This window comes from Vibrio aestuarianus (assembly GCF_028858425.1).
GTDB lineage: Bacteria > Pseudomonadota > Gammaproteobacteria > Enterobacterales > Vibrionaceae > Vibrio > Vibrio aestuarianus.
In genome coordinates, this window is the sequence record NZ_JAKNYQ010000001.1 from 279139 (window position 1) to 297709 (window position 18571).

Sequence of the window (18571 nt, forward strand, 5' to 3'; positions counted from 1 at the left end):
CGAGGCATATTTGTGGGCAAAATCGTAGCTATCGCCAACCAGAAAGGTGGCGTTGGAAAAACAACAACGTGTATCAATTTAGCGGCGTCTATGGCGGCGACTAAACGCAAAGTATTGGTGATTGATCTCGACCCACAAGGCAATGCAACAATGGCAAGTGGGGTTGATAAGTATCAAGTTGATGCGACAGCCTACGAGTTATTGGTTGAAGATACACCATTTGATGATGTCGTCTGTCGCAAGACAACTGGTCATTATGATTTGATCGCAGCCAATGGCGATGTGACTGCTGCTGAAATTAAGCTAATGGAAGTGTTTGCGCGTGAAGTTCGCTTGAAAAATGCGTTAGCACCAGTTCGTGATAACTATGATTTCATCTTTATCGATTGTCCTCCTTCCTTAAACCTTCTTACAATCAATGCCATGGCCGCAGCGGATTCTGTTTTAGTGCCTATGCAATGTGAGTATTTTGCATTAGAAGGTTTAACTGCGTTAATGGATACCATTAGTAAACTGGCTGCGGTGGTTAATGACAACCTCAAAATTGAAGGATTACTTCGTACCATGTACGATCCACGTAATCGCCTAGCTAATGAAGTCTCCGATCAACTGAAAAAGCACTTTGGTAATAAAGTCTACCGCACAGTTATTCCTCGTAATGTTCGTCTTGCTGAAGCGCCGAGTCATGGCAAACCAGCAATGTATTACGACAAGTATTCAGCTGGAGCTAAAGCCTATTTGGCACTAGCTGGTGAAATGCTTCGTCGAGAAGAAATACCTGCATAATCTCACTTAAAGGAATTCGTCCACATGTCTAAACGTGGTTTAGGAAAAGGATTGGACGCTCTGTTGGCGACCAGTTCTCTTGCCCGTGAAAAACAGCAAGCGGCTTCATACAGTCAAGCGCTATCTTCTGATGGTGAATTAATGGATATTGCCATCTCAAGTTTAAAGCCGGGCATGTATCAACCGCGCAAAGATATGTCTCCGGATGCTTTAGAAGAGCTAGCTGCATCCATTCAATCGCAAGGTATCATTCAGCCGATTGTTGTGAGAAATTTAGCTGCGGGTGGTTATGAAATTATTGCAGGTGAACGCCGTTGGCGCGCTGCAAAACAAGCGGGTTTAAAACAAGTTCCTTGCTTAATAAAAAATGTGGATGATCGCGCTGCCATTGCGATGGCACTGATCGAAAACATTCAGCGTGAAGATCTGAATGTTATTGAAGAAGCGCAAGCGCTTGAGCGCTTACAAGAAGAGTTTAAACTGACCCATCAACAAGTTGCCGATGTGATAGGTAAATCACGAGCAACCGTAAGTAACCTACTAAGGCTGAACCAGCTTGATGATGGTGTAAAACGTTTAGTTGAGTCGAAGCAATTAGAAATGGGCCATGCCCGTGCTCTTCTTATGCTTGAAGGTGAACAACAAACGGAAGTTGCTGAGCGCGTCGCCGAAAAGCAATTGACGGTTAGACAAACTGAGCAATTAGTGAAAAAGTGCTTAACACAGACATCTGATCAAGAATTGCCTGCGGAAGACGCAGATGCACAACAAATGTCACAAAAATTAAGTGAAATGTTGGGGGCTAAAGTTTCAATTGTTCGCTCTAAGGGCGGTAAAGCTAAAGTGACGATTAGTCTTGATGAGCCTCACAAATTAGAGCAACTAATTGCCAAGCTTGAAAGCTAAATGAGATAATTGATTTAAATCAATTATGATAAAAAACATTTTTTATTTGAAAGTTGTCGGTTTGTAAACAAAATTGTAACTTTTTGCTGTGTTTCAATTGCAATCAGTTAGAGTGACCGTATAATTTTCGCCAATTTCCACTGCCCTATGTTGTAGATGAGCTGTGGACATTACTAGAGGTACGAATACATGGTAGCTGCGTTAGCTAGACCAGGACGAGAGCTTGCTAAGCAATTGTTAATGATCCAGTTTGGCGCGGTTATGGTTGTGGCAGCAGGGATGGCGGTAGCTGTAAATGCTGAATGGGGGTTTTCTGCGCTGGTTGGTGGTGGCATTTTTGTCATTGCGAATGCGGTTTTTGCGCTGTGTGCTTTTATGTTTAGTGGAGCTCGTGCTGCAAAGCAGATTGCGGCCTCTTTCTATACAGGCGAAGTACTCAAAATCCTTATCACAGTTGCACTGTTCTATGTTGCCTACATGTATATGCAGGTGGAACTTGTTCCCCTCAAACTAACCTATTTGCTGGCTCTAGGTATTAATATCTGTGCGCCAGTGCTATTCATTAACAACAAAAAATAGGATGAGTTATGGCTGCGCCAGGTGAAGCGCTAACATCGTCCGGATACATTGAGCACCACTTGACAAACCTGTCTCTTGCGAAGATTTCTGAGCATTACGATTTAGGTCTATCAATTAGTGAAACAAGTTTCTGGAACGTACATATCGATAGCCTGTTTTTTTCCTTGTTTACTGGCTTAATATTCTTATGGGTATTTCGTTCAGTATCAAAGAAAGCAACAGCGGGTGTACCAGGTAAGCTTCAGTGTTTTGTTGAAATGGTGGTGGAATTTGTCGATCAGAACGTCAAAGACACCTTTCATGGACGCAATCCACTTATAGCACCGCTGGCACTGACTATCTTTTGTTGGGTATTGTTGATGAACATCATGGATTTAATTCCAATTGATTTCTTACCGTATCCAGCAGAACATTGGCTTGGTATCCCTTATTTAAAAGTGGTTCCTTCTGCTGATGTGAATATCACCATGGCTATGGCTCTAGGCGTATTTGCGTTGATGATTTTCTACAGCATCAAAGTGAAAGGTCTAGGTGGTTTTGCGAAAGAATTGGCTTTACATCCATTCAATCACCCAATCATGATTCCGTTTAACCTACTGATTGAAGTCGTGTCGCTTTTAGCGAAACCTCTTTCTCTTGGGATGCGTTTATTCGGTAACATGTTCGCGGGTGAGGTTGTATTCATTCTTATCGCAGCGATGCTACCATGGTGGCTACAATGGATGGGTTCACTTCCGTGGGCTATTTTCCATATTCTGGTAATTCTGATTCAGGCTTTCGTGTTCATGATGTTGACTATCGTATATCTGTCAATGGCACACGAAGACAGTGATCATTAATTTTTTAAGCTTTTTATTTGGGCACATAAGCCAACAACTATAAATTGGAGATAGTAATGGAAACTTTACTGAGCTTTTCTGCAATCGCGGTAGGTATTATCGTCGGTCTTGCTTCTCTTGGTACAGCGATTGGTTTCGCAATTCTAGGTGGTAAATTCCTAGAAGGTGCAGCTCGTCAACCAGAAATGGCTCCTATGCTACAAGTTAAGATGTTCATCATCGCGGGTCTACTTGATGCGGTTCCAATGATCGGTATCGTAATCGCGCTTCTATTTACTTTTGCGAACCCATTTGTTGGTCAACTAGGTTAATCAACCGATCACACAAATTAATAATTTGTCGTTGATTAATACTTTTCGTTGGTGAACAAATAGAGGGGTAGCTGTTGTGAATATGAACGCAACTCTGCTAGGTCAAGCAATCGCGTTTGCACTTTTTGTGTGGTTCTGCATGAAATATGTATGGCCGCCAATTATGCAAGCGATCGAAGAACGTCAGAAAAAAATTGCTGACGGTCTATCAGCCGCTGAGCGTGCTGCTAAAAACTTGGATCTAGCACAAGCCAACGCTTCTGAACAAATGAAAGAAGCGAAGCGCACTGCAACTGAGGTCATCGAACAGGCCAATAAACGTAAAGCTCAAATTCTAGATGAAGCACGTGAGGAAGCTCAGGCGGAACGCCAGAAAATCCTAACGCAAGCTGAAGCTGAACTTGAATCTGAACGTAATCGTGCCCGCGATGAGCTGCGTAAACAAGTTGCAACTCTGGCTGTAGCTGGTGCTGAGAAAATCCTTGAGCGTTCAATCGATAAAGATGCGCACAAAGATATTCTCGACAACATTACTGCAAAACTTTAAGGATGGGGGCGCATATGTCTGATTTTATTACAATCGCACGCCCCTATGCTAAAGCAGCATTCGATTTTGCGGTGGAGAAAAAGCAGCTAAGCCAATGGGCTCAAATGCTTGCTTTTGCTGCCGAGGTCGCAAAGAACGATCAAATTAAAGAGTTATTAACTAGCTCTACCTCTGCTGAGAAATTAGCAGAAATTTTGAACGCAATTTGTGGCGATCAGTTTGATGTTCACGCCCAGAACCTGATTAAGGTGATGGCTGAGAACGGCCGATTAAAGGCCCTTCCTGATGTTTGTAACGAGTTTCTAGCCTTAAAACAGGAACATGAGAAAGAGATAGATGTTGATGTTATTTCAGCAACTGAACTTTCTGAGAAACAATGTGCAGATATCAGCAACAAACTTGAGCAGCGTCTTGAGCGCAAAGTTCAGCTGAATTGCAGTATAGATGAGACCCTACTTGGTGGGGTTATAATTCGAGCCGGAGACCTAGTCATCGATAACTCAGCTCGCGGTCGTTTAAACCGCCTGAGCGATGCATTGCAGTCTTGATGGGGATTGGAGCATGCAACTTAATTCCACGGAAATTAGCGATCTAATTAAACAACGTATCGAAGCTTTCGACGTTGTTAGTGAAGCTCGCAACGAAGGTACTATCGTATCGGTAAGCGATGGTATTCTTAGCATTCACGGCCTAGCGGACGTGATGCAAGGTGAAATGATTGAATTACCGGGTGGTCGTTACGCGCTAGCACTAAACTTGAACCGTGATTCGGTTGGTGCCGTTGTAATGGGCCCATATGCTGACCTTAAGGAAGGCATGAAAGTTACAGGTACTGGTCGTATTCTTGAAGTACCAGTTGGTCCTGAATTGCTTGGCCGTGTTGTTAACACGCTAGGTGAGCCTATTGATGGCAAAGGTCCAATTGAGGCGAAGTTGACTTCACCTGTAGAAGTAATTGCACCAGGCGTAATCGACCGTAAGTCGGTAGATCAACCTGTACAAACTGGTTATAAGTCAGTTGACTCGATGATCCCAATCGGTCGTGGCCAGCGTGAGCTTATCATCGGTGACCGTCAAACTGGTAAAACAGCAATGGCGATCGATGCAATTATTAACCAGAAAAACTCTGGTATTTTCTCTATCTACGTAGCTATCGGTCAAAAAGCATCGACTATTGCTAACGTGGTTCGCAAACTTGAAGAACATGGTGCGTTAGCTAACACTATCGTTGTTGTTGCTTCTGCGGCAGAATCTGCGGCGCTGCAATATCTAGCACCATACTCAGGTTGTGCAATGGGTGAATACTTCCGTGATCGCGGTGAAGATGCACTGATTGTTTATGATGATCTATCTAAACAAGCGGTTGCGTACCGTCAGATCTCGCTACTACTAAAACGCCCACCTGGTCGTGAAGCGTTCCCTGGTGATGTTTTCTATCTTCACTCTCGTCTTCTAGAACGTGCAGCTCGCGTAAGCGAACATTACGTTGATGAATTTACGAAAGGTGAAGTGAAAGGTAAGACTGGTTCTTTGACTGCTCTTCCAATCATTGAAACTCAAGCGGGTGACGTATCTGCATTCGTACCGACTAACGTAATCTCGATTACCGATGGTCAGATCTTCCTACAAACTGAATTGTTCAACGCTGGTGTTCGTCCTGCTGTTGACCCTGGTATCTCAGTTTCTCGTGTAGGTGGTGCAGCGCAATCGAAAATCATCAAGAAGCTATCTGGCGGTATTCGTACTGCACTAGCACAATATCGTGAACTAGCGGCATTCGCACAGTTCTCGTCTGATCTTGATGAAGCAACTAAGCGTCAGCTAAACCATGGTCAAAAAGTAACAGAACTAATGAAGCAGAAGCAGTACGCTCCATTGTCTGTATTTGATCAAGCTGTGGTTGTTTTTGCTGTCGAGCGCGGCTACTTAAACGATGTTGAACTTAGTAAAGTTCTAGATTTTGAAGCGGCTCTACTATCGTATGCTCGCGGTCAATATGCTGATTTAGCAGCTGAGATCGACAAGACGGGTGCTTATAACGATGAAATTGAAGCTCAGTTGAAGAAACTGATGGACGATTTCAAAGCAACTCAAACTTGGTAATAGGTCGGTGGCAGTCTCTGCCACCAACTAATGGAGAGTAACGATGGCCGGCGCAAAAGAGATACGTAGTAAAATCGGCAGTGTTAAAAGCACTCAGAAGATTACGAAAGCGATGGAGATGGTAGCGACATCGAAGATGCGACGTTCGCAAGATTCTATGGAAGCTACTCGTCCTTACGCTGAGACAATTCGTAAAGTGATCGGTCATATGGCTAGCGCGAATCTAGAGTATCGTCATCCGTACCTAGAAGAGCGTGAAGCTAAGCGTGTTGGTTACATCATCGTTTCTACAGACCGTGGCCTATGTGGTGGTTTGAATATTAACTTATTCAAAAATGCGGTTGTAGAAATGCAAGGCTGGAAAGAGAAAGGTGCAGAAATTGAGCTAGCTGTTATCGGCTCAAAAGCGACTGCATTTTTTAATAACTCAGGAGCCAAGGTGGCAGCCCAAGTTTCAGGATTAGGTGATTATCCTAGTCTGGAAGACTTGATTGGTGCTGTCGGCGTGATGTTGAAAAAATATGACAATGGTGAGTTAGACCGCTTATATGTGGTGTTTAACCATTTTGTTAATACCATGGTTCAACAACCAACGATTGATCAATTATTGCCTTTGCCTAAATCAGACGACAAAGATATGCAGGAACGTAAGCATTCTTGGGACTATATCTACGAACCAGAACCTAAGCCTTTATTAGACGCACTATTGCTGCGCTATATCGAGTCTCAGGTTTACCAAGGTGTAGTAGAGAACCTTGCATGTGAACAAGCTGCTCGAATGGTTGCGATGAAGGCTGCTACAGATAACGCTAGTAACTTGATTGATGATCTTGAACTTGTGTACAACAAAGCCCGTCAGGCGGCGATTACACAAGAACTATCGGAAATCGTTTCAGGCGCAGCAGCGGTTTAAGCTTAGGTAAAACAAACAGTTTAGAGGATTAACGATGGCTACAGGTAAGATCGTACAGATCATCGGGGCAGTAGTCGACGTAGAGTTCCCACAGGGCGAAGTACCAAGTGTATATGACGCTCTAAACGTTACGGACTCAAAAGAGCGTCTCGTTCTTGAAGTTCAACAACAGCTAGGCGGTGGCGTAGTTCGTTGTATCGTAATGGGTAGCTCTGATGGTTTACGTCGTGGAGTAACAGTTGAAAACTCTGGTGCTCCAATCTCAGTACCAGTAGGTACTAAGACCCTAGGTCGTATCATGAACGTTCTTGGTGACGCGATTGATGAGCGTGGCGAGATCGGTGCAGAAGAGTTGTACTCAATTCACCGTCCAGCGCCTAGCTACGAAGAGCAAGCAAACGAAACTGCTCTTCTAGAAACGGGTGTAAAAGTAATCGACTTGATTTGTCCATTCGCTAAGGGTGGTAAAATCGGTCTATTCGGTGGTGCAGGTGTAGGTAAGACCGTTAACATGATGGAACTTATCAACAACATCGCACTAAAACACTCTGGCCTATCCGTATTTGCGGGTGTAGGTGAGCGTACTCGTGAAGGTAACGATTTCTACTTTGAGATGCAGGAAGCGGGTGTTGTAAACATCGAAAAACCTGAAGAATCAAAAGTAGCAATGGTTTACGGTCAGATGAACGAGCCACCAGGTAACCGTCTACGTGTTGCACTGACTGGTCTTACAATGGCAGAACGCTTCCGTGACGAAGGTCGTGATGTACTTCTGTTTATTGATAACATCTACCGTTATACCTTGGCGGGAACCGAAGTTTCTGCACTGCTAGGTCGTATGCCTTCTGCGGTAGGTTACCAACCTACACTAGCTGAAGAAATGGGTGTGCTTCAGGAGCGTATCACGTCAACTAAGCAAGGTTCTATCACGTCTGTACAGGCGGTATACGTACCAGCGGATGACTTGACTGACCCGTCTCCAGCAACAACATTTGCGCACTTGGATGCAACGGTTGTACTTAACCGTAACATCGCTGCTATGGGTCTATACCCTGCGATCGACCCGCTAGATTCAACATCTCGCCAGCTTGATCCATTGGTTGTCGGTCAAGAGCACTACGATATTGCTCGTGGTGTTCAGCAGACGCTTCAGCGTTATAAAGAGCTGAAAGATATCATTGCGATCCTTGGTATGGACGAGCTGTCTGAAGGTGATAAGCAAGTTGTATCTCGTGCACGTAAGATTGAACGTTTCCTAACTCAGCCTTACCACGTAGCAGAAGTATTTACAGGTGACCCAGGTGTTTACGTATCTCTTAAAGAGACTTTACGTGGATTCAAAGGTCTTCTATCTGGTGAATACGATGACGTTCCTGAGCAAGCATTCATGTACTGCGGTACTATCGATGATGCTCTTGAGAATGCTAAGAAGCTATAAGGCTAACTAGGAGGCGATATGGCAGCAATAACCTTTCACCTAGACGTTGTAAGTGCTGAGAAGAAACTCTTCTCTGGCCAAGTTGAAACGTTTCAGGTGACCGGTAGCGAAGGTGAACTGGGTATTTTCCATGGTCACACACCGCTGCTGACCGCTATAAAGCCTGGTATGGTGCGTATCGTTAAACTACACGGCCACGAAGAAATTATTTATGTTTCTGGTGGTATTGTCGAAATTCAACCTGGTACAGCGACTGTACTGGCTGATACGGCAATCCGTGGTGAAGAGCTAGACGCAGCTAAGGCAGAAGAAGCCAAACGCAAAGCTGAAGAGAATATTTTGAATCAGCATGGCGACATGGACTTCGCGCAAGCGGCCAGTGAACTGGCTAAAGCCATTGCTCAGTTACGAGTTATCGAGCTGACAAAAAAACGTCGTTAATTTGTTTTAGAATTAAGACGTGATGAAAAAGGCGACCAATTGGTCGCCTTTTTGCTTATTATTTAACAGAAAAGTGCCCAGATAAATTAACTAACAGAGTAATTACCGTTAAAATGCGGCTTAACTTTTTTAACGTCAATAGGTCGTCAATGAAATTTAGCGCAGTGATCCTAGCAGCAGGTAAAGGTACTCGAATGTATTCTAATATGCCTAAAGTGCTGCATACACTGGCAGGCAAGCCAATGGTTAAACACGTGATTGACACGTGTACTGGTTTGGGTGCTCAGAATATTCATTTGGTTTATGGTCACGGTGGTGATCAAATGCAGCAAGTGTTGGCTGAAGAGTCGGTGAACTGGGTTCTACAAGCTGAACAATTGGGTACCGGTCACGCTGTTGATCAAGCATCTGATCATTTTCATGATGATGAGAAGATCCTCGTGCTTTACGGTGATGTTCCATTGATCTCTGAAGAGACGATAGAAAGCTTACTTGATGCACAACCTAATGACGGTATTGCTTTATTAACGGTCGTTTTAGATAACCCGATGGGTTATGGACGTATTGTTCGTAAACACGGCCCTGTGGTGGCGATTGTTGAGCAAAAAGATGCCACTGATGAGCAAAAACTGATCAAAGAAATCAATACCGGTGTGTTAGTAGCAACGGGTCGTGATTTAAAACGCTGGCTATCTGGCTTAAGCAATGAAAATGCGCAAGGTGAGTACTACCTTACAGACGTTATTGCAGCAGCACATAACGAAGGACGTGCGGTTGAAGCGGTTCATCCAGCCAGTTCGATTGAAGTTGAGGGGGTTAATGATCGCGCCCAACTAGCACGTTTAGAGCGAGCTTACCAAGCCACTCAAGCGAAGAAACTGCTAGAGCAAGGGGTAATGCTACGCGACCCGTCTCGTTTTGATCTACGCGGTGAATTACAGTGTGGTATGGATGTCGAAATTGACACTAATGTCATTATTGAAGGTAACGTTACACTAGGCGATAACGTCATTATAGGTACTGGATGTGTACTTAAAGATTGTGAGATCGATGATAATACGGTCATCCGTCCATACAGTGTCATTGAAGGTGCAACGGTAGCAGAAAATTGTACTGTAGGTCCTTTTACTCGTTTACGCCCTGGTGCTGAACTGCGTAATGACGCGCACGTTGGTAACTTTGTCGAAGTGAAGAATGCTCGTTTAGGCGAAGGTTCAAAAGCCAATCACTTAACGTATTTAGGTGATGCGGAAGTGGGACAACGTGTCAACATTGGTGCAGGTGTAATTACCTGTAACTACGATGGTGCCAATAAATTCAAAACCATGATTGGTGATGATGTCTTCGTTGGTTCTGATTGCCAACTTATCGCACCTGTAACGATTGCCAATGGTGCTACCGTTGGCGCTGGAACAACCCTGACAAGCAATGTTGCTGAAGGTGAGTTGGTGATTACTCGCGCCAAAGAACGCAAAATTTCAGGCTGGAAGCGCCCAACTAAGAAGTAATGATAAAAACGCTGGCTCTTATGTAGAGCTAGCGTTTTCCTACCGCCATCTTTCTTTCTAGCCATCTCACGCCTTGCGAAACCAAAAGGATCAACACTAAGTATTCGAATACTAAAAAGGTGTAAACTTCCAACGGTAGGTATTCTGTCACAACCAATTCATTGGCTCGTCTTGTTAAATCACTTAACCCAATCACGCTCACCAATGACGACATCTTTAAAATATAAACAAATTGATTCCCCAGTGGCGGCAATATTTGCCGTAAAGCTTGCGGCAATATAATCCAACGCATTTTTTGCCAATAGTTAAGTCCAAGCGCATTTGCCGCTTCATGTTGTCCTGTAGGGATCGCCTGTATGCCTCCTCGAAACACTTCGGCCATAAAAGCACTTTCTGCAATGGTTAATGCAATTACACCAGCCCAAAAGTGATTGAGTGATAGGTCAAATAAAGAAGGCAAGCCGTAGTAGACCCAGAGTAATAAAACCAGTACAGGGATAGCGCGAATAATTTCAACGTAAGTTCGGTTGAATAAGCGTAACGATTGGCGTTCAGATAGCGCAGGTAATGCGACAATTAACCCCAATAGCATGGCGAGTAGCATGCTAATCAGGGAAATACTAATGGTATCGCCAAACCCAGCCACTAGAAATGAGATATTTTGCAGACCTTGTTGACTGGTGGGATCGAGAACATACCAGCCCCATTGATAGTCACTGCATCCGGTCAGCGTCAAAATAGTCATCATGAGTAAGCCACGTAACATCACACTACACCTTGAATAAACTAAAAAAATCCATTTGTTGCTGCTATGTTAGCAATGATGTTCTAACAAATGTGAATTATTTTAAGGAAACGATAATGAAGAAGATGCTTCTCGCATTAGGACTGTGTGTATTGTCAGTGAGTCAGGTGATGGCCCAAAGCCGTTTACATGAAATATTAGATAGTGGTGTGCTACGAGTTGGTACGACTGGTGATTGGAACCCAATGACTATGAAAGATCCTGCGACCAATGGCTATCGTGGTTTTGATATTGATGTTACCGCTGAACTGGCTAAAGATTTGGGAGTGAAAGTAGAGTATGTCGCGACGGACTGGAAAACTTTGGTCAATGGTATTACAGCTAATAAATACGATATAACAGGTAGTGCCTCACTCAATATGTCACGCGCAAAAGTGGCCGGTTATAGTCAGCCTTATTTTTACTTGGCCTTTGTGCCTGTTGTACAAAAGAAAGATCTCGTTCGATACAGTGATTGGAGCGATTTTGATAAAGCAGAAATTAAAGTGGCAGCCACGCTTGGTACTGTGCAGGAAAAAATGGTTAAAGAATTTTTTCCTTCTGCGCAACATGTTGTAATTGAAGCGCCCGCTCGCGACTATCAAGAGCTGCTTGCTCGTAGAGCCGATGTCTCGGTGACTTCCAATGTAGAAGCGGCAACGCTGGTGGAGAAATTTAATCAGCTTGCTGTTGTACCAGTAAAAGAAGCTCGCAAACCCACGCCTATCTCAATGCTATTACCGCAAGACGACCAAGTGTGGATCAATTATGTTAATCACTGGGTTGAGCTAAAGAAAACGCAAGGTTTCTTCAAGCAAACTGCTGATAAGTGGGGATTGAAAAGCATTTAGTCATAATTAAATGATAGAAGCCGCTCATAACGAACGGCTTCCTTTTTATTACTCTTTCTCAGAAACAACCCGCGCATTATCAGGTGTGGTGAAGTGTTCTGATAATTGTCTATTCGAGACAATATAACCTATCCATAATCCACCCATACAAATCATAATCGCAATACCGGTTACCATTTGTGCTTGGCTTGCTAATGCTGCAACTAGTGCGCTGGCTAAACTACTGGCGCAGATTTGTAGGCTATTTTGTAACCCAGCTGCTGTTGCTGGGCTCTGTTTAGCACTGGATAAAGCACGGTTGACCACAATTGGATAAAGCGCACCGTTCGCAACTGCAATCAAACAGAAAGGCGCTAGAATTGGCCAAATTGAGGTCAATTGCCATTGTGAAGCGATGAAAACCAATAAGGTTGCCACGCTAAATAGACCAATTAACTGTTTCAGAACTTTTTCATCGCCGAACTTATTTACACCGACTTTACCTAAATAACCACCGACCATGAAAGCAATCGTTTGAGGAATAAAACTTAAGCCAATGTCTTTGGCGGCATAACCTAAGCGAGCCATAATTTCGGGCATACCGGTTAAATAAGCAAAGAAGGCTGCCGAAGCGCAAGCAAACATCATCACATTACCTAGGTAAGTCTTAGTACTTAGTAACGTTTTAATATCTTGTTTAATCGAGGTTTGCTTTGGTTGTGAAATCTCATTCTTTTGACCAAAGGTAAACACGACAAGCGCTGCGCCCATTAAAGTTAATGCGACAAAAATACTGTGCCAACCAAAGTTATCCGCCAATAACACACCTAGCTGAGGAGCCAATGCGGGAGATAACGCCACTAATGGCATGATGGTTGCGAACACTTGTTGGCTCGTTTTGGCTGGGTAGCGTTGAATGACCATGGCTTGCCAGATAACGGCAGGTGCACAAACCCCTAACGCTTGTACAAAGCGGAGCGCCAATAATTGCCAAACTTGTTCACTAAAAGCTAAACCAAATGAAGCCACAGTAAATAGCGCTAAGCCTGCCGCTAGTGTATTTCGGTGACCATATTTGTCTGAAGCTAATCCCCATAGCAGTTGACCTAACGCCATACCTACCAGAAATACTGTCAGTGATAGTGCGATCTGTTCTGGCCCTGTGGCAAAGTCGATTTCCATCGCTTTAAAAGCAGGAAGGTACATGTCGGTGGCAATGAAGCCGAGCATGGATAGGGCGGCTAAGTACAGCAACTGCAATTTTGATGCTTTCATTATTCTAACCATTCAAAAAAATTAATGAGTATTGAGCTGGTTTTTATTGTTACCAGCCCTTATTTATCTACACTGGTATTCTATTTTTCGTTTAATATTAAATGAAACGCTAAATTTGTTAGTTATCAATCAAAAAATTTGAAGGCTTATGTTTTCCAAATCATCATTAGAAATGCTCGATACCGTTGCTCGGTTGGGAAGTTTTACTGCCGCTGCAGAGGTTTTACATAAAGTGCCTTCAGCGATCAGTTATGGCGTGCGTCAAGTTGAACAAGATTTGGATGTATTGCTATTTCGTCGTTTGCCTAGAAAGGTCGAACTGACGCCTGCCGGCGAGCTTTTTATGCTGGAGGCTCGTCAGTTATTAAGGCAGATGGAGGAAGTGCGTGCCCAGACTAAGCGCGCGGCCCATGGCTGGCAAAAGACACTAAAACTGACACTGGATAACGTGGTTAAACTCGATAAGATGAAACCACTGGTGGAAGATTTTTATCGCACATTTGAGTTTGCTGAGCTGCAAATCAATATGGAAGTATTTAATGGTTCTTGGGAGGCTATAGCACAAGGTCGGGCTGATATTGTGATTGGTGCAACCTCGGCTATTCCTGTCGGGGGGGATTTTGAAGTGCGAGATATGGGGCTATTGGATTGGGCATTTGTTATGTCGCCTAGCCACCCTTGTGTTCGAGAGCAAAACCTAACCGAAGCTTTCGTCAGCCAGTATCCTGCTATTTGTTTGGATGATACGTCAAGCGTGTTGCCTAAGCGGCATACTGGTCATTATCCACAGCAAAGACGTTTACTATTGCCTAATTGGTACAGTGCCATTGAATGTTTGAAAAATGGGGTAGGTATCGGTTATATGCCAAGGCACATAGCGCAACCTTTAATTGCTGATGGGTTGCTTGTTGAGAAAATATTGCCAGATGATAAGCCACTCAGTCAATGTTGCTTGGTATGGCGTAAAGACGATAATCATAAGTTGATTGAGTGGATGGTTAATTATTTAGGTAGCAGCCAACAACTTCACCAAGATTGGTTAAAAGCATTCTAAAAAAATGCCAGCCCTTCAGGCTGGCATGCTAGCAATTATATTGAATTATGGGCGTTCAAAGATGGTCGCAATACCTTGGCCCAAACCAATGCACATGGTCGCTAAGCCATATTTTGCGTTTTTCGCTTCCATTAGGTTGATAAGCGTTGTTGAGATGCGAGTGCCAGAACAACCTAGAGGGTGACCCAATGCAATTGCTCCACCGTTAAGGTTTACTTTTTCATCCACAACATCAAGTAGCCCTAAATCTTTAGCACAAGGTAAAGATTGAGCAGCGAACGCTTCGTTGAGCTCAATTACGTCCATATCCTGCATAGTCAAGCCAGCACGTTGTAGTGCTTTTTTGGTCGCAGGAACTGGGCCATAACCCATAATAGAAGGATCACAACCAGCAACAGCCATTGACTTAACGCGAGCGCGGATCTTTAAGCCAAGCGCGTTTGCTTTCTCTTCGCTCATGATCAGCATGGCAGAGGCACCATCTGATAGTGCTGATGAGGTACCTGCAGTCACGGTGCCATTGACTGGGTCAAAAACAGGACGTAGTTGTGATAGTCCTTCTACCGTAGTTTCAGGGCGGATTACTTCATCAACATCCAAGGTAAAAAGCGTGCCATCTTCAGCATGAGCTTCCATTGGGAGAATTTCATTTTTGAAGCGACCTTCAACGGTTGCCGCATAAGCGCGTTGATGTGAACGAGCGGCAAACGCATCTTGCTGTTCACGGCTAATGCCATGCAATTTACCGAGCATTTCTGCGGTTAAACCCATCATACCAGCTGCTTTGGCGACGGTTTTTGACATTCCAGGATGAAAATCAACGCCATGAGTCATTGGTACATGGCCCATATGCTCAACACCGCCTACTAGGCATATATCTGCATCGCCAACCATGATAGCGCGTGTGGCATCGTGCAAAGCCTGCATAGAAGAGCCACATAAGCGGTTGACCGTCACTGCGCCAATCTCAATTGGTAAGCCAGCTAGTAACGCAGCGTTACGCGCCACGTTAAAGCCTTGCTCTAACGTTTGCTGTACACAGCCCCAGTAGATATCTTCGATTTCTAGCGGGTTCACTTGTGGGTTACGGGCTAAAATACCTTTCATTAAATGAGCAGATAAATCTTCGGCACGAGTGTGACGAAATGCCCCGCCTTTTGAACGGCCCATTGGGGTGCGCAGGCAATCAACAATTACGACATTTTTGTTATGTGAAGTCATTTGGGCATCTCTCCTTAGATAGAACTTGCTTGCTGAGCACCGTAGAAGGTCTCACCTTTTTCTGCCATATCAATCAGCAGTTGAGGTACTTGATACATCGCGCCCAATGTTTGGTATTGGCTCGCCATAGCAACATAGTTTTGTAGCCCTATACTATCGAGATAGCGGAAGACGCCACCTCTAAATGGAGGGAAACCTAGGCCGTATACCAATGCCATATCTGCTTCTTGTGCTGAGGCTATGATTTTTTCCTCTAAGCACAGAGCGACTTCATTGATCATTGGAATCATCATGCGTTCGATGATGGTTTGATCTTCAAAGGCTCGTTTGTCACCGCATTCTGCATTGAGTACAGTAAGTACCTCTTCAGAGAAGGTTTTCTTCGGCTTACCTTTCTTATCTAATGTATATTGATAGAAACCACTACCATTTTTCTGGCCATATTTATTGGCATCAAATAGCGCATCAATTGCATCGCGCCCCTGTTTACCCATACGTTCAGGGAAACCTTGAGCCATTACTGCTTGCGCGTGGTGGGCGGTATCAATACCAACCACATCGAGCAGATAAGCCGGCCCCATTGGCCATCCAAACTTACGTTCCATCACTTTATCTATTTGCGTGAAATCTGCGCCATCACGTAGTAATAAACTAAATCCGCCGAAATAAGGGAAAAGTACGCGGTTTACGAAGAACCCTGGGCAGTCATTAACTACGATAGGTGATTTACCCATTTTTGCTGCGTAAGCGACAACGCGGTTGATGGTTTCATCAGATGTATGTTCACCGCGAATAATTTCTACCAATGGCATCCGATGGACAGGGTTGAAGAAATGCATGCCGCAGAAATTTTCTGGACGCTTGAGTGATTTCGCTAATAGGTTAATAGGGATGGTAGAGGTGTTAGACGTGATAACGGTTTCTTGATTGACGTTTTCTTCCACTTCACTCAATACAGCCGCTTTGATTTTTGGATTTTCAACCACGGCTTCGACGATCACATCCGCTTGTTCAATACCTGCGTAATGAAGGCTTGGGGTGATAGACGCCAATACGCCCGCCATTTTGAACCCATCAATTTTACCGCGTTGCAACTGTTTGTTGAGTAGCTTCGAAGCTTCAGTCATGCCTAAGTTGAGTGATGATTGTGCGATGTCTTTCATCAAAACAGGCATACCTTTCACTGCTGATTGGTAGGCAATACCGCCACCCATAATTCCGGCGCCAAGTACGGCTGCTCTTTCTGTATCTTTATTGGCTGATTTGGCTGCTTTTTTTGCCAGTGCCTTGATGTACTGGTCATTGAGAAATAAACCGACTAACGATTTAGCTTCTTCTGATTTAGCCAGTTTAGCAAAGTGTTTACGCTCAATAGCCAATGCTTCATCGCGAGCGCAGCGAGCTGCTTCTTCAATGGCAATTACGGCTGTCATTGGTGCTGGGTAATGAGGCCCTGCATGTTGAGCAACTAAACCTTTCGCCATTGTGAAGCTCATCATCGCTTCTAATTTGCTGAGTGCGAGCGCTGAAGTTTTTTGCTGACGGCGAGCTTGCCAATCGATTTTTTCATTGATGGCCGATGTTATGGTTTTTATGGCTGATTCAAGCAGTTTGTCGCTGTCGACAATGGCATCAAGCAGACCATTTTTTAGGGCTTCTTCTGCTCGACATGCTTTACCTTGAGTAATGACTTCCATGGCACTATCAGCACCAATCAGGCGCGGCAAGCGTACACAACCGCCAAACCCAGGCATGATACCGAGTTTAGTTTCAGGTAAGCCAATGCTAGTGGTTACATCACCAATGCGAAAATCGGTAGCGAGTACACACTCACAACCACCGCCAAGCGCGTGGCCTTTCAAAGCAGCAAGCGTTGGAACGGGTAAATCCTCTAGCTTGCTGAAAATGCTGTTGGCAAATTGTAGCCATTGATCAAGCTCTTCGGTTGGTTTAGCGAAGAGACCTAAAAATTCGGTGATATCGGCACCGACGATAAATGACTCTTTATCCGAAGTTAGGATTAGTCCTTTAAGGCCTTGGTGCGTTTTAAGTGCATCGAGTGCATGGTCGAGTGATTCAAGAGTGGCAAGGTCAAGCTTATTGACTGATTCTGGAGAGCAGAAACTTAACTCAGCGATACCGTCTTGTAATTCCTTTACCTGTAGGGTGTTGGCTTGGTAAATCATTGTCTATCTCCGTGACATACAATCTTCTGACTGTGTGTGAGAGTTTTTGTTGTATTAATTGTTCTGGTTAGACCAGTAGGAGTAGTTTGAACTGTCGATTGTTTAATTTCAATACATTTTTTAAACAACTGTTTAACATTGTGCGCTAATGCAGATGATCACTGATTTTTTTATTGCGCGTGTTACACTGCCGATATTCTTCGTTTTAACTGCCTAACATGAACGTTCAGCCATATTTGATTCCAGCGTTGCCCGCACAGTTTGAAGAGGAAATAAAGAAAAGCCTCTTTATCACTTATCTTGCGCATACACCGAATGTGGAAGCCGCAAAAGCTTTCGTTGAACAGATAAAAGCAAAGCACAGTGATGCAAGGCATAATTGCTGGGGGTTTGTCGCAGGACGACCTGAAGATTCTATGCTATGGGGTTTTAGTGATGATGGTGAGCCTTCTGGAACTGCTGGTAAACCGATTTTGGCGCAATTATCTGGTTCCGGTGTCGGTGAATTGACGGCTGTGGTGACTCGTTACTCCGGTGGCATTCGCTTAGGAACGGGCGGATTAGTGAAAGCGTACGGTGGTGGTGTTCAGCAAGCGCTTAAGCTGCTTCAAACAATTGAGAAAAAAATCACCGTAAAGCTGCGCCTAACGCTAGACTACGGTTTTCTGCCTATTGCTCAGTCGATCATGGTTCAGTATGAAGCGATAGAATTTGAGGCCAACTACACGGAACAGGTTGAACTCATTATTGAGATCGAATTGCGTCAAGTAGATGCCTTTACCCAAACTATGATTAATAAAAGTGGTGCGAAGGCAATGGTCGCCGCATTCGAAGATAACTAGGAAGTTAG

At 44.2% G+C, this 18571-nt stretch carries 19 protein-coding genes; 15 read left to right on the top strand and 4 right to left on the bottom strand.

Going from position 1 to position 18571, the window contains the following annotated elements; translation table 11 throughout:
- The first annotated feature begins 12 nt into the window (after window positions 1-12).
- The 12 genes from MCT08_RS01415 (at window position 13) to glmU (ending at window position 10371) form a co-directional block, all read left to right on the top strand.
- Entirely contained in the window at window positions 13-786 is a 774-nt protein-coding gene (locus MCT08_RS01415) for a ParA family protein (protein WP_053308864.1), read from the top strand.
- A gap of 24 nt (window positions 787-810) precedes the next feature.
- Window positions 811-1692 (top strand): ParB/RepB/Spo0J family partition protein, encoded by an 882-nt coding sequence (locus MCT08_RS01420; protein ID WP_171979812.1) that lies wholly within the window; start codon window positions 811-813, stop codon window positions 1690-1692.
- 189 nt (window positions 1693-1881) lie between these two features.
- Window positions 1882-2271, top strand: coding sequence for a F0F1 ATP synthase subunit I (locus MCT08_RS01425; protein ID WP_274677739.1), 390 nt, complete (start codon window positions 1882-1884; stop codon window positions 2269-2271).
- An 8-nt stretch (window positions 2272-2279) separates the two neighbouring features.
- The gene (atpB, locus tag MCT08_RS01430; RefSeq protein ID WP_053308861.1) at window positions 2280-3110 is read left to right on the top strand and encodes a F0F1 ATP synthase subunit A; all 831 of its coding nucleotides are present in this window, start codon (window positions 2280-2282) and stop codon (window positions 3108-3110) included.
- Between the two features lie 56 nt (window positions 3111-3166).
- Window positions 3167-3421: a F0F1 ATP synthase subunit C gene (gene atpE / locus MCT08_RS01435; protein WP_053308860.1), complete on the top strand. Its 255-nt coding sequence runs from the start codon at window positions 3167-3169 to the stop codon at window positions 3419-3421.
- Window positions 3422-3497: 76 nt separating this feature from the next.
- A complete protein-coding gene (gene atpF / locus MCT08_RS01440) occupies window positions 3498-3968 on the top strand; it encodes a F0F1 ATP synthase subunit B (RefSeq protein ID WP_053308859.1) in 471 nt (156 codons plus the stop codon).
- A 14-nt stretch (window positions 3969-3982) separates the two neighbouring features.
- Window positions 3983-4516 (top strand): F0F1 ATP synthase subunit delta, encoded by a 534-nt coding sequence (gene atpH, locus MCT08_RS01445; RefSeq protein ID WP_053308858.1) that lies wholly within the window; start codon window positions 3983-3985, stop codon window positions 4514-4516.
- Between the two features lie 13 nt (window positions 4517-4529).
- A complete protein-coding gene (gene atpA / locus MCT08_RS01450) occupies window positions 4530-6071 on the top strand; it encodes a F0F1 ATP synthase subunit alpha (RefSeq protein ID WP_274677740.1) in 1542 nt (513 codons plus the stop codon).
- Between the two features lie 43 nt (window positions 6072-6114).
- Complete coding sequence (gene atpG, locus MCT08_RS01455) at window positions 6115-6984, top strand: F0F1 ATP synthase subunit gamma (RefSeq protein WP_053308856.1); 870 nt, start codon at window positions 6115-6117, stop codon at window positions 6982-6984.
- A gap of 34 nt (window positions 6985-7018) precedes the next feature.
- Window positions 7019-8422, top strand: a complete 1404-nt coding sequence (gene atpD, locus MCT08_RS01460) for a F0F1 ATP synthase subunit beta (RefSeq protein ID WP_168523863.1) — start codon at window positions 7019-7021, stop codon at window positions 8420-8422.
- 18 nt (window positions 8423-8440) lie between these two features.
- Window positions 8441-8863, top strand: coding sequence for a F0F1 ATP synthase subunit epsilon (locus MCT08_RS01465; protein ID WP_053308854.1), 423 nt, complete (start codon window positions 8441-8443; stop codon window positions 8861-8863).
- 149 nt (window positions 8864-9012) lie between these two features.
- Window positions 9013-10371 (top strand): bifunctional UDP-N-acetylglucosamine diphosphorylase/glucosamine-1-phosphate N-acetyltransferase GlmU, encoded by a 1359-nt coding sequence (glmU, locus tag MCT08_RS01470; protein WP_261918265.1) that lies wholly within the window; start codon window positions 9013-9015, stop codon window positions 10369-10371.
- 28 nt (window positions 10372-10399) lie between these two features.
- Here glmU and MCT08_RS01475 read toward each other — a convergent pair whose 3' ends face one another.
- Window positions 10400-11137 carry an amino acid ABC transporter permease gene (locus MCT08_RS01475; protein WP_053308852.1) on the bottom strand — a complete coding sequence of 246 codons (738 nt, stop codon included), beginning with the start codon at window positions 11135-11137 and terminating at the stop codon, window positions 10400-10402.
- A gap of 95 nt (window positions 11138-11232) precedes the next feature.
- Here MCT08_RS01475 and MCT08_RS01480 point away from each other — a divergent pair, with 95 nt between their 5' ends.
- Entirely contained in the window at window positions 11233-12006 is a 774-nt protein-coding gene (locus MCT08_RS01480) for a transporter substrate-binding domain-containing protein (RefSeq protein ID WP_053308851.1), read from the top strand.
- Between the two features lie 48 nt (window positions 12007-12054).
- Here MCT08_RS01480 and punC read toward each other — a convergent pair whose 3' ends face one another.
- Window positions 12055-13260: a purine nucleoside transporter PunC gene (gene punC, locus MCT08_RS01485; protein WP_053308850.1), complete on the bottom strand. Its 1206-nt coding sequence runs from the start codon at window positions 13258-13260 to the stop codon at window positions 12055-12057.
- Window positions 13261-13408: 148 nt separating this feature from the next.
- On the opposite strand from punC, the gene punR reads away from it, so the two are divergent.
- The gene (punR, locus tag MCT08_RS01490) at window positions 13409-14314 is read left to right on the top strand and encodes a DNA-binding transcriptional activator PunR (protein ID WP_053308849.1); all 906 of its coding nucleotides are present in this window, start codon (window positions 13409-13411) and stop codon (window positions 14312-14314) included.
- Between the two features lie 45 nt (window positions 14315-14359).
- Here punR and fadA read toward each other — a convergent pair whose 3' ends face one another.
- Both fadA and fadB read right to left on the bottom strand, forming a co-directional pair.
- Window positions 14360-15535, bottom strand: a complete 1176-nt coding sequence (fadA, locus tag MCT08_RS01495; RefSeq protein ID WP_053308848.1) for an acetyl-CoA C-acyltransferase FadA — start codon at window positions 15533-15535, stop codon at window positions 14360-14362.
- A 14-nt stretch (window positions 15536-15549) separates the two neighbouring features.
- Window positions 15550-17721 (bottom strand): fatty acid oxidation complex subunit alpha FadB, encoded by a 2172-nt coding sequence (fadB, locus tag MCT08_RS01500; protein ID WP_274677742.1) that lies wholly within the window; start codon window positions 17719-17721, stop codon window positions 15550-15552.
- A gap of 218 nt (window positions 17722-17939) precedes the next feature.
- Here fadB and MCT08_RS01505 point away from each other — a divergent pair, with 218 nt between their 5' ends.
- A complete protein-coding gene (locus tag MCT08_RS01505; protein ID WP_261915965.1) occupies window positions 17940-18563 on the top strand; it encodes a YigZ family protein in 624 nt (207 codons plus the stop codon).
- Window positions 18564-18571: the final 8 nt, after the last annotated feature.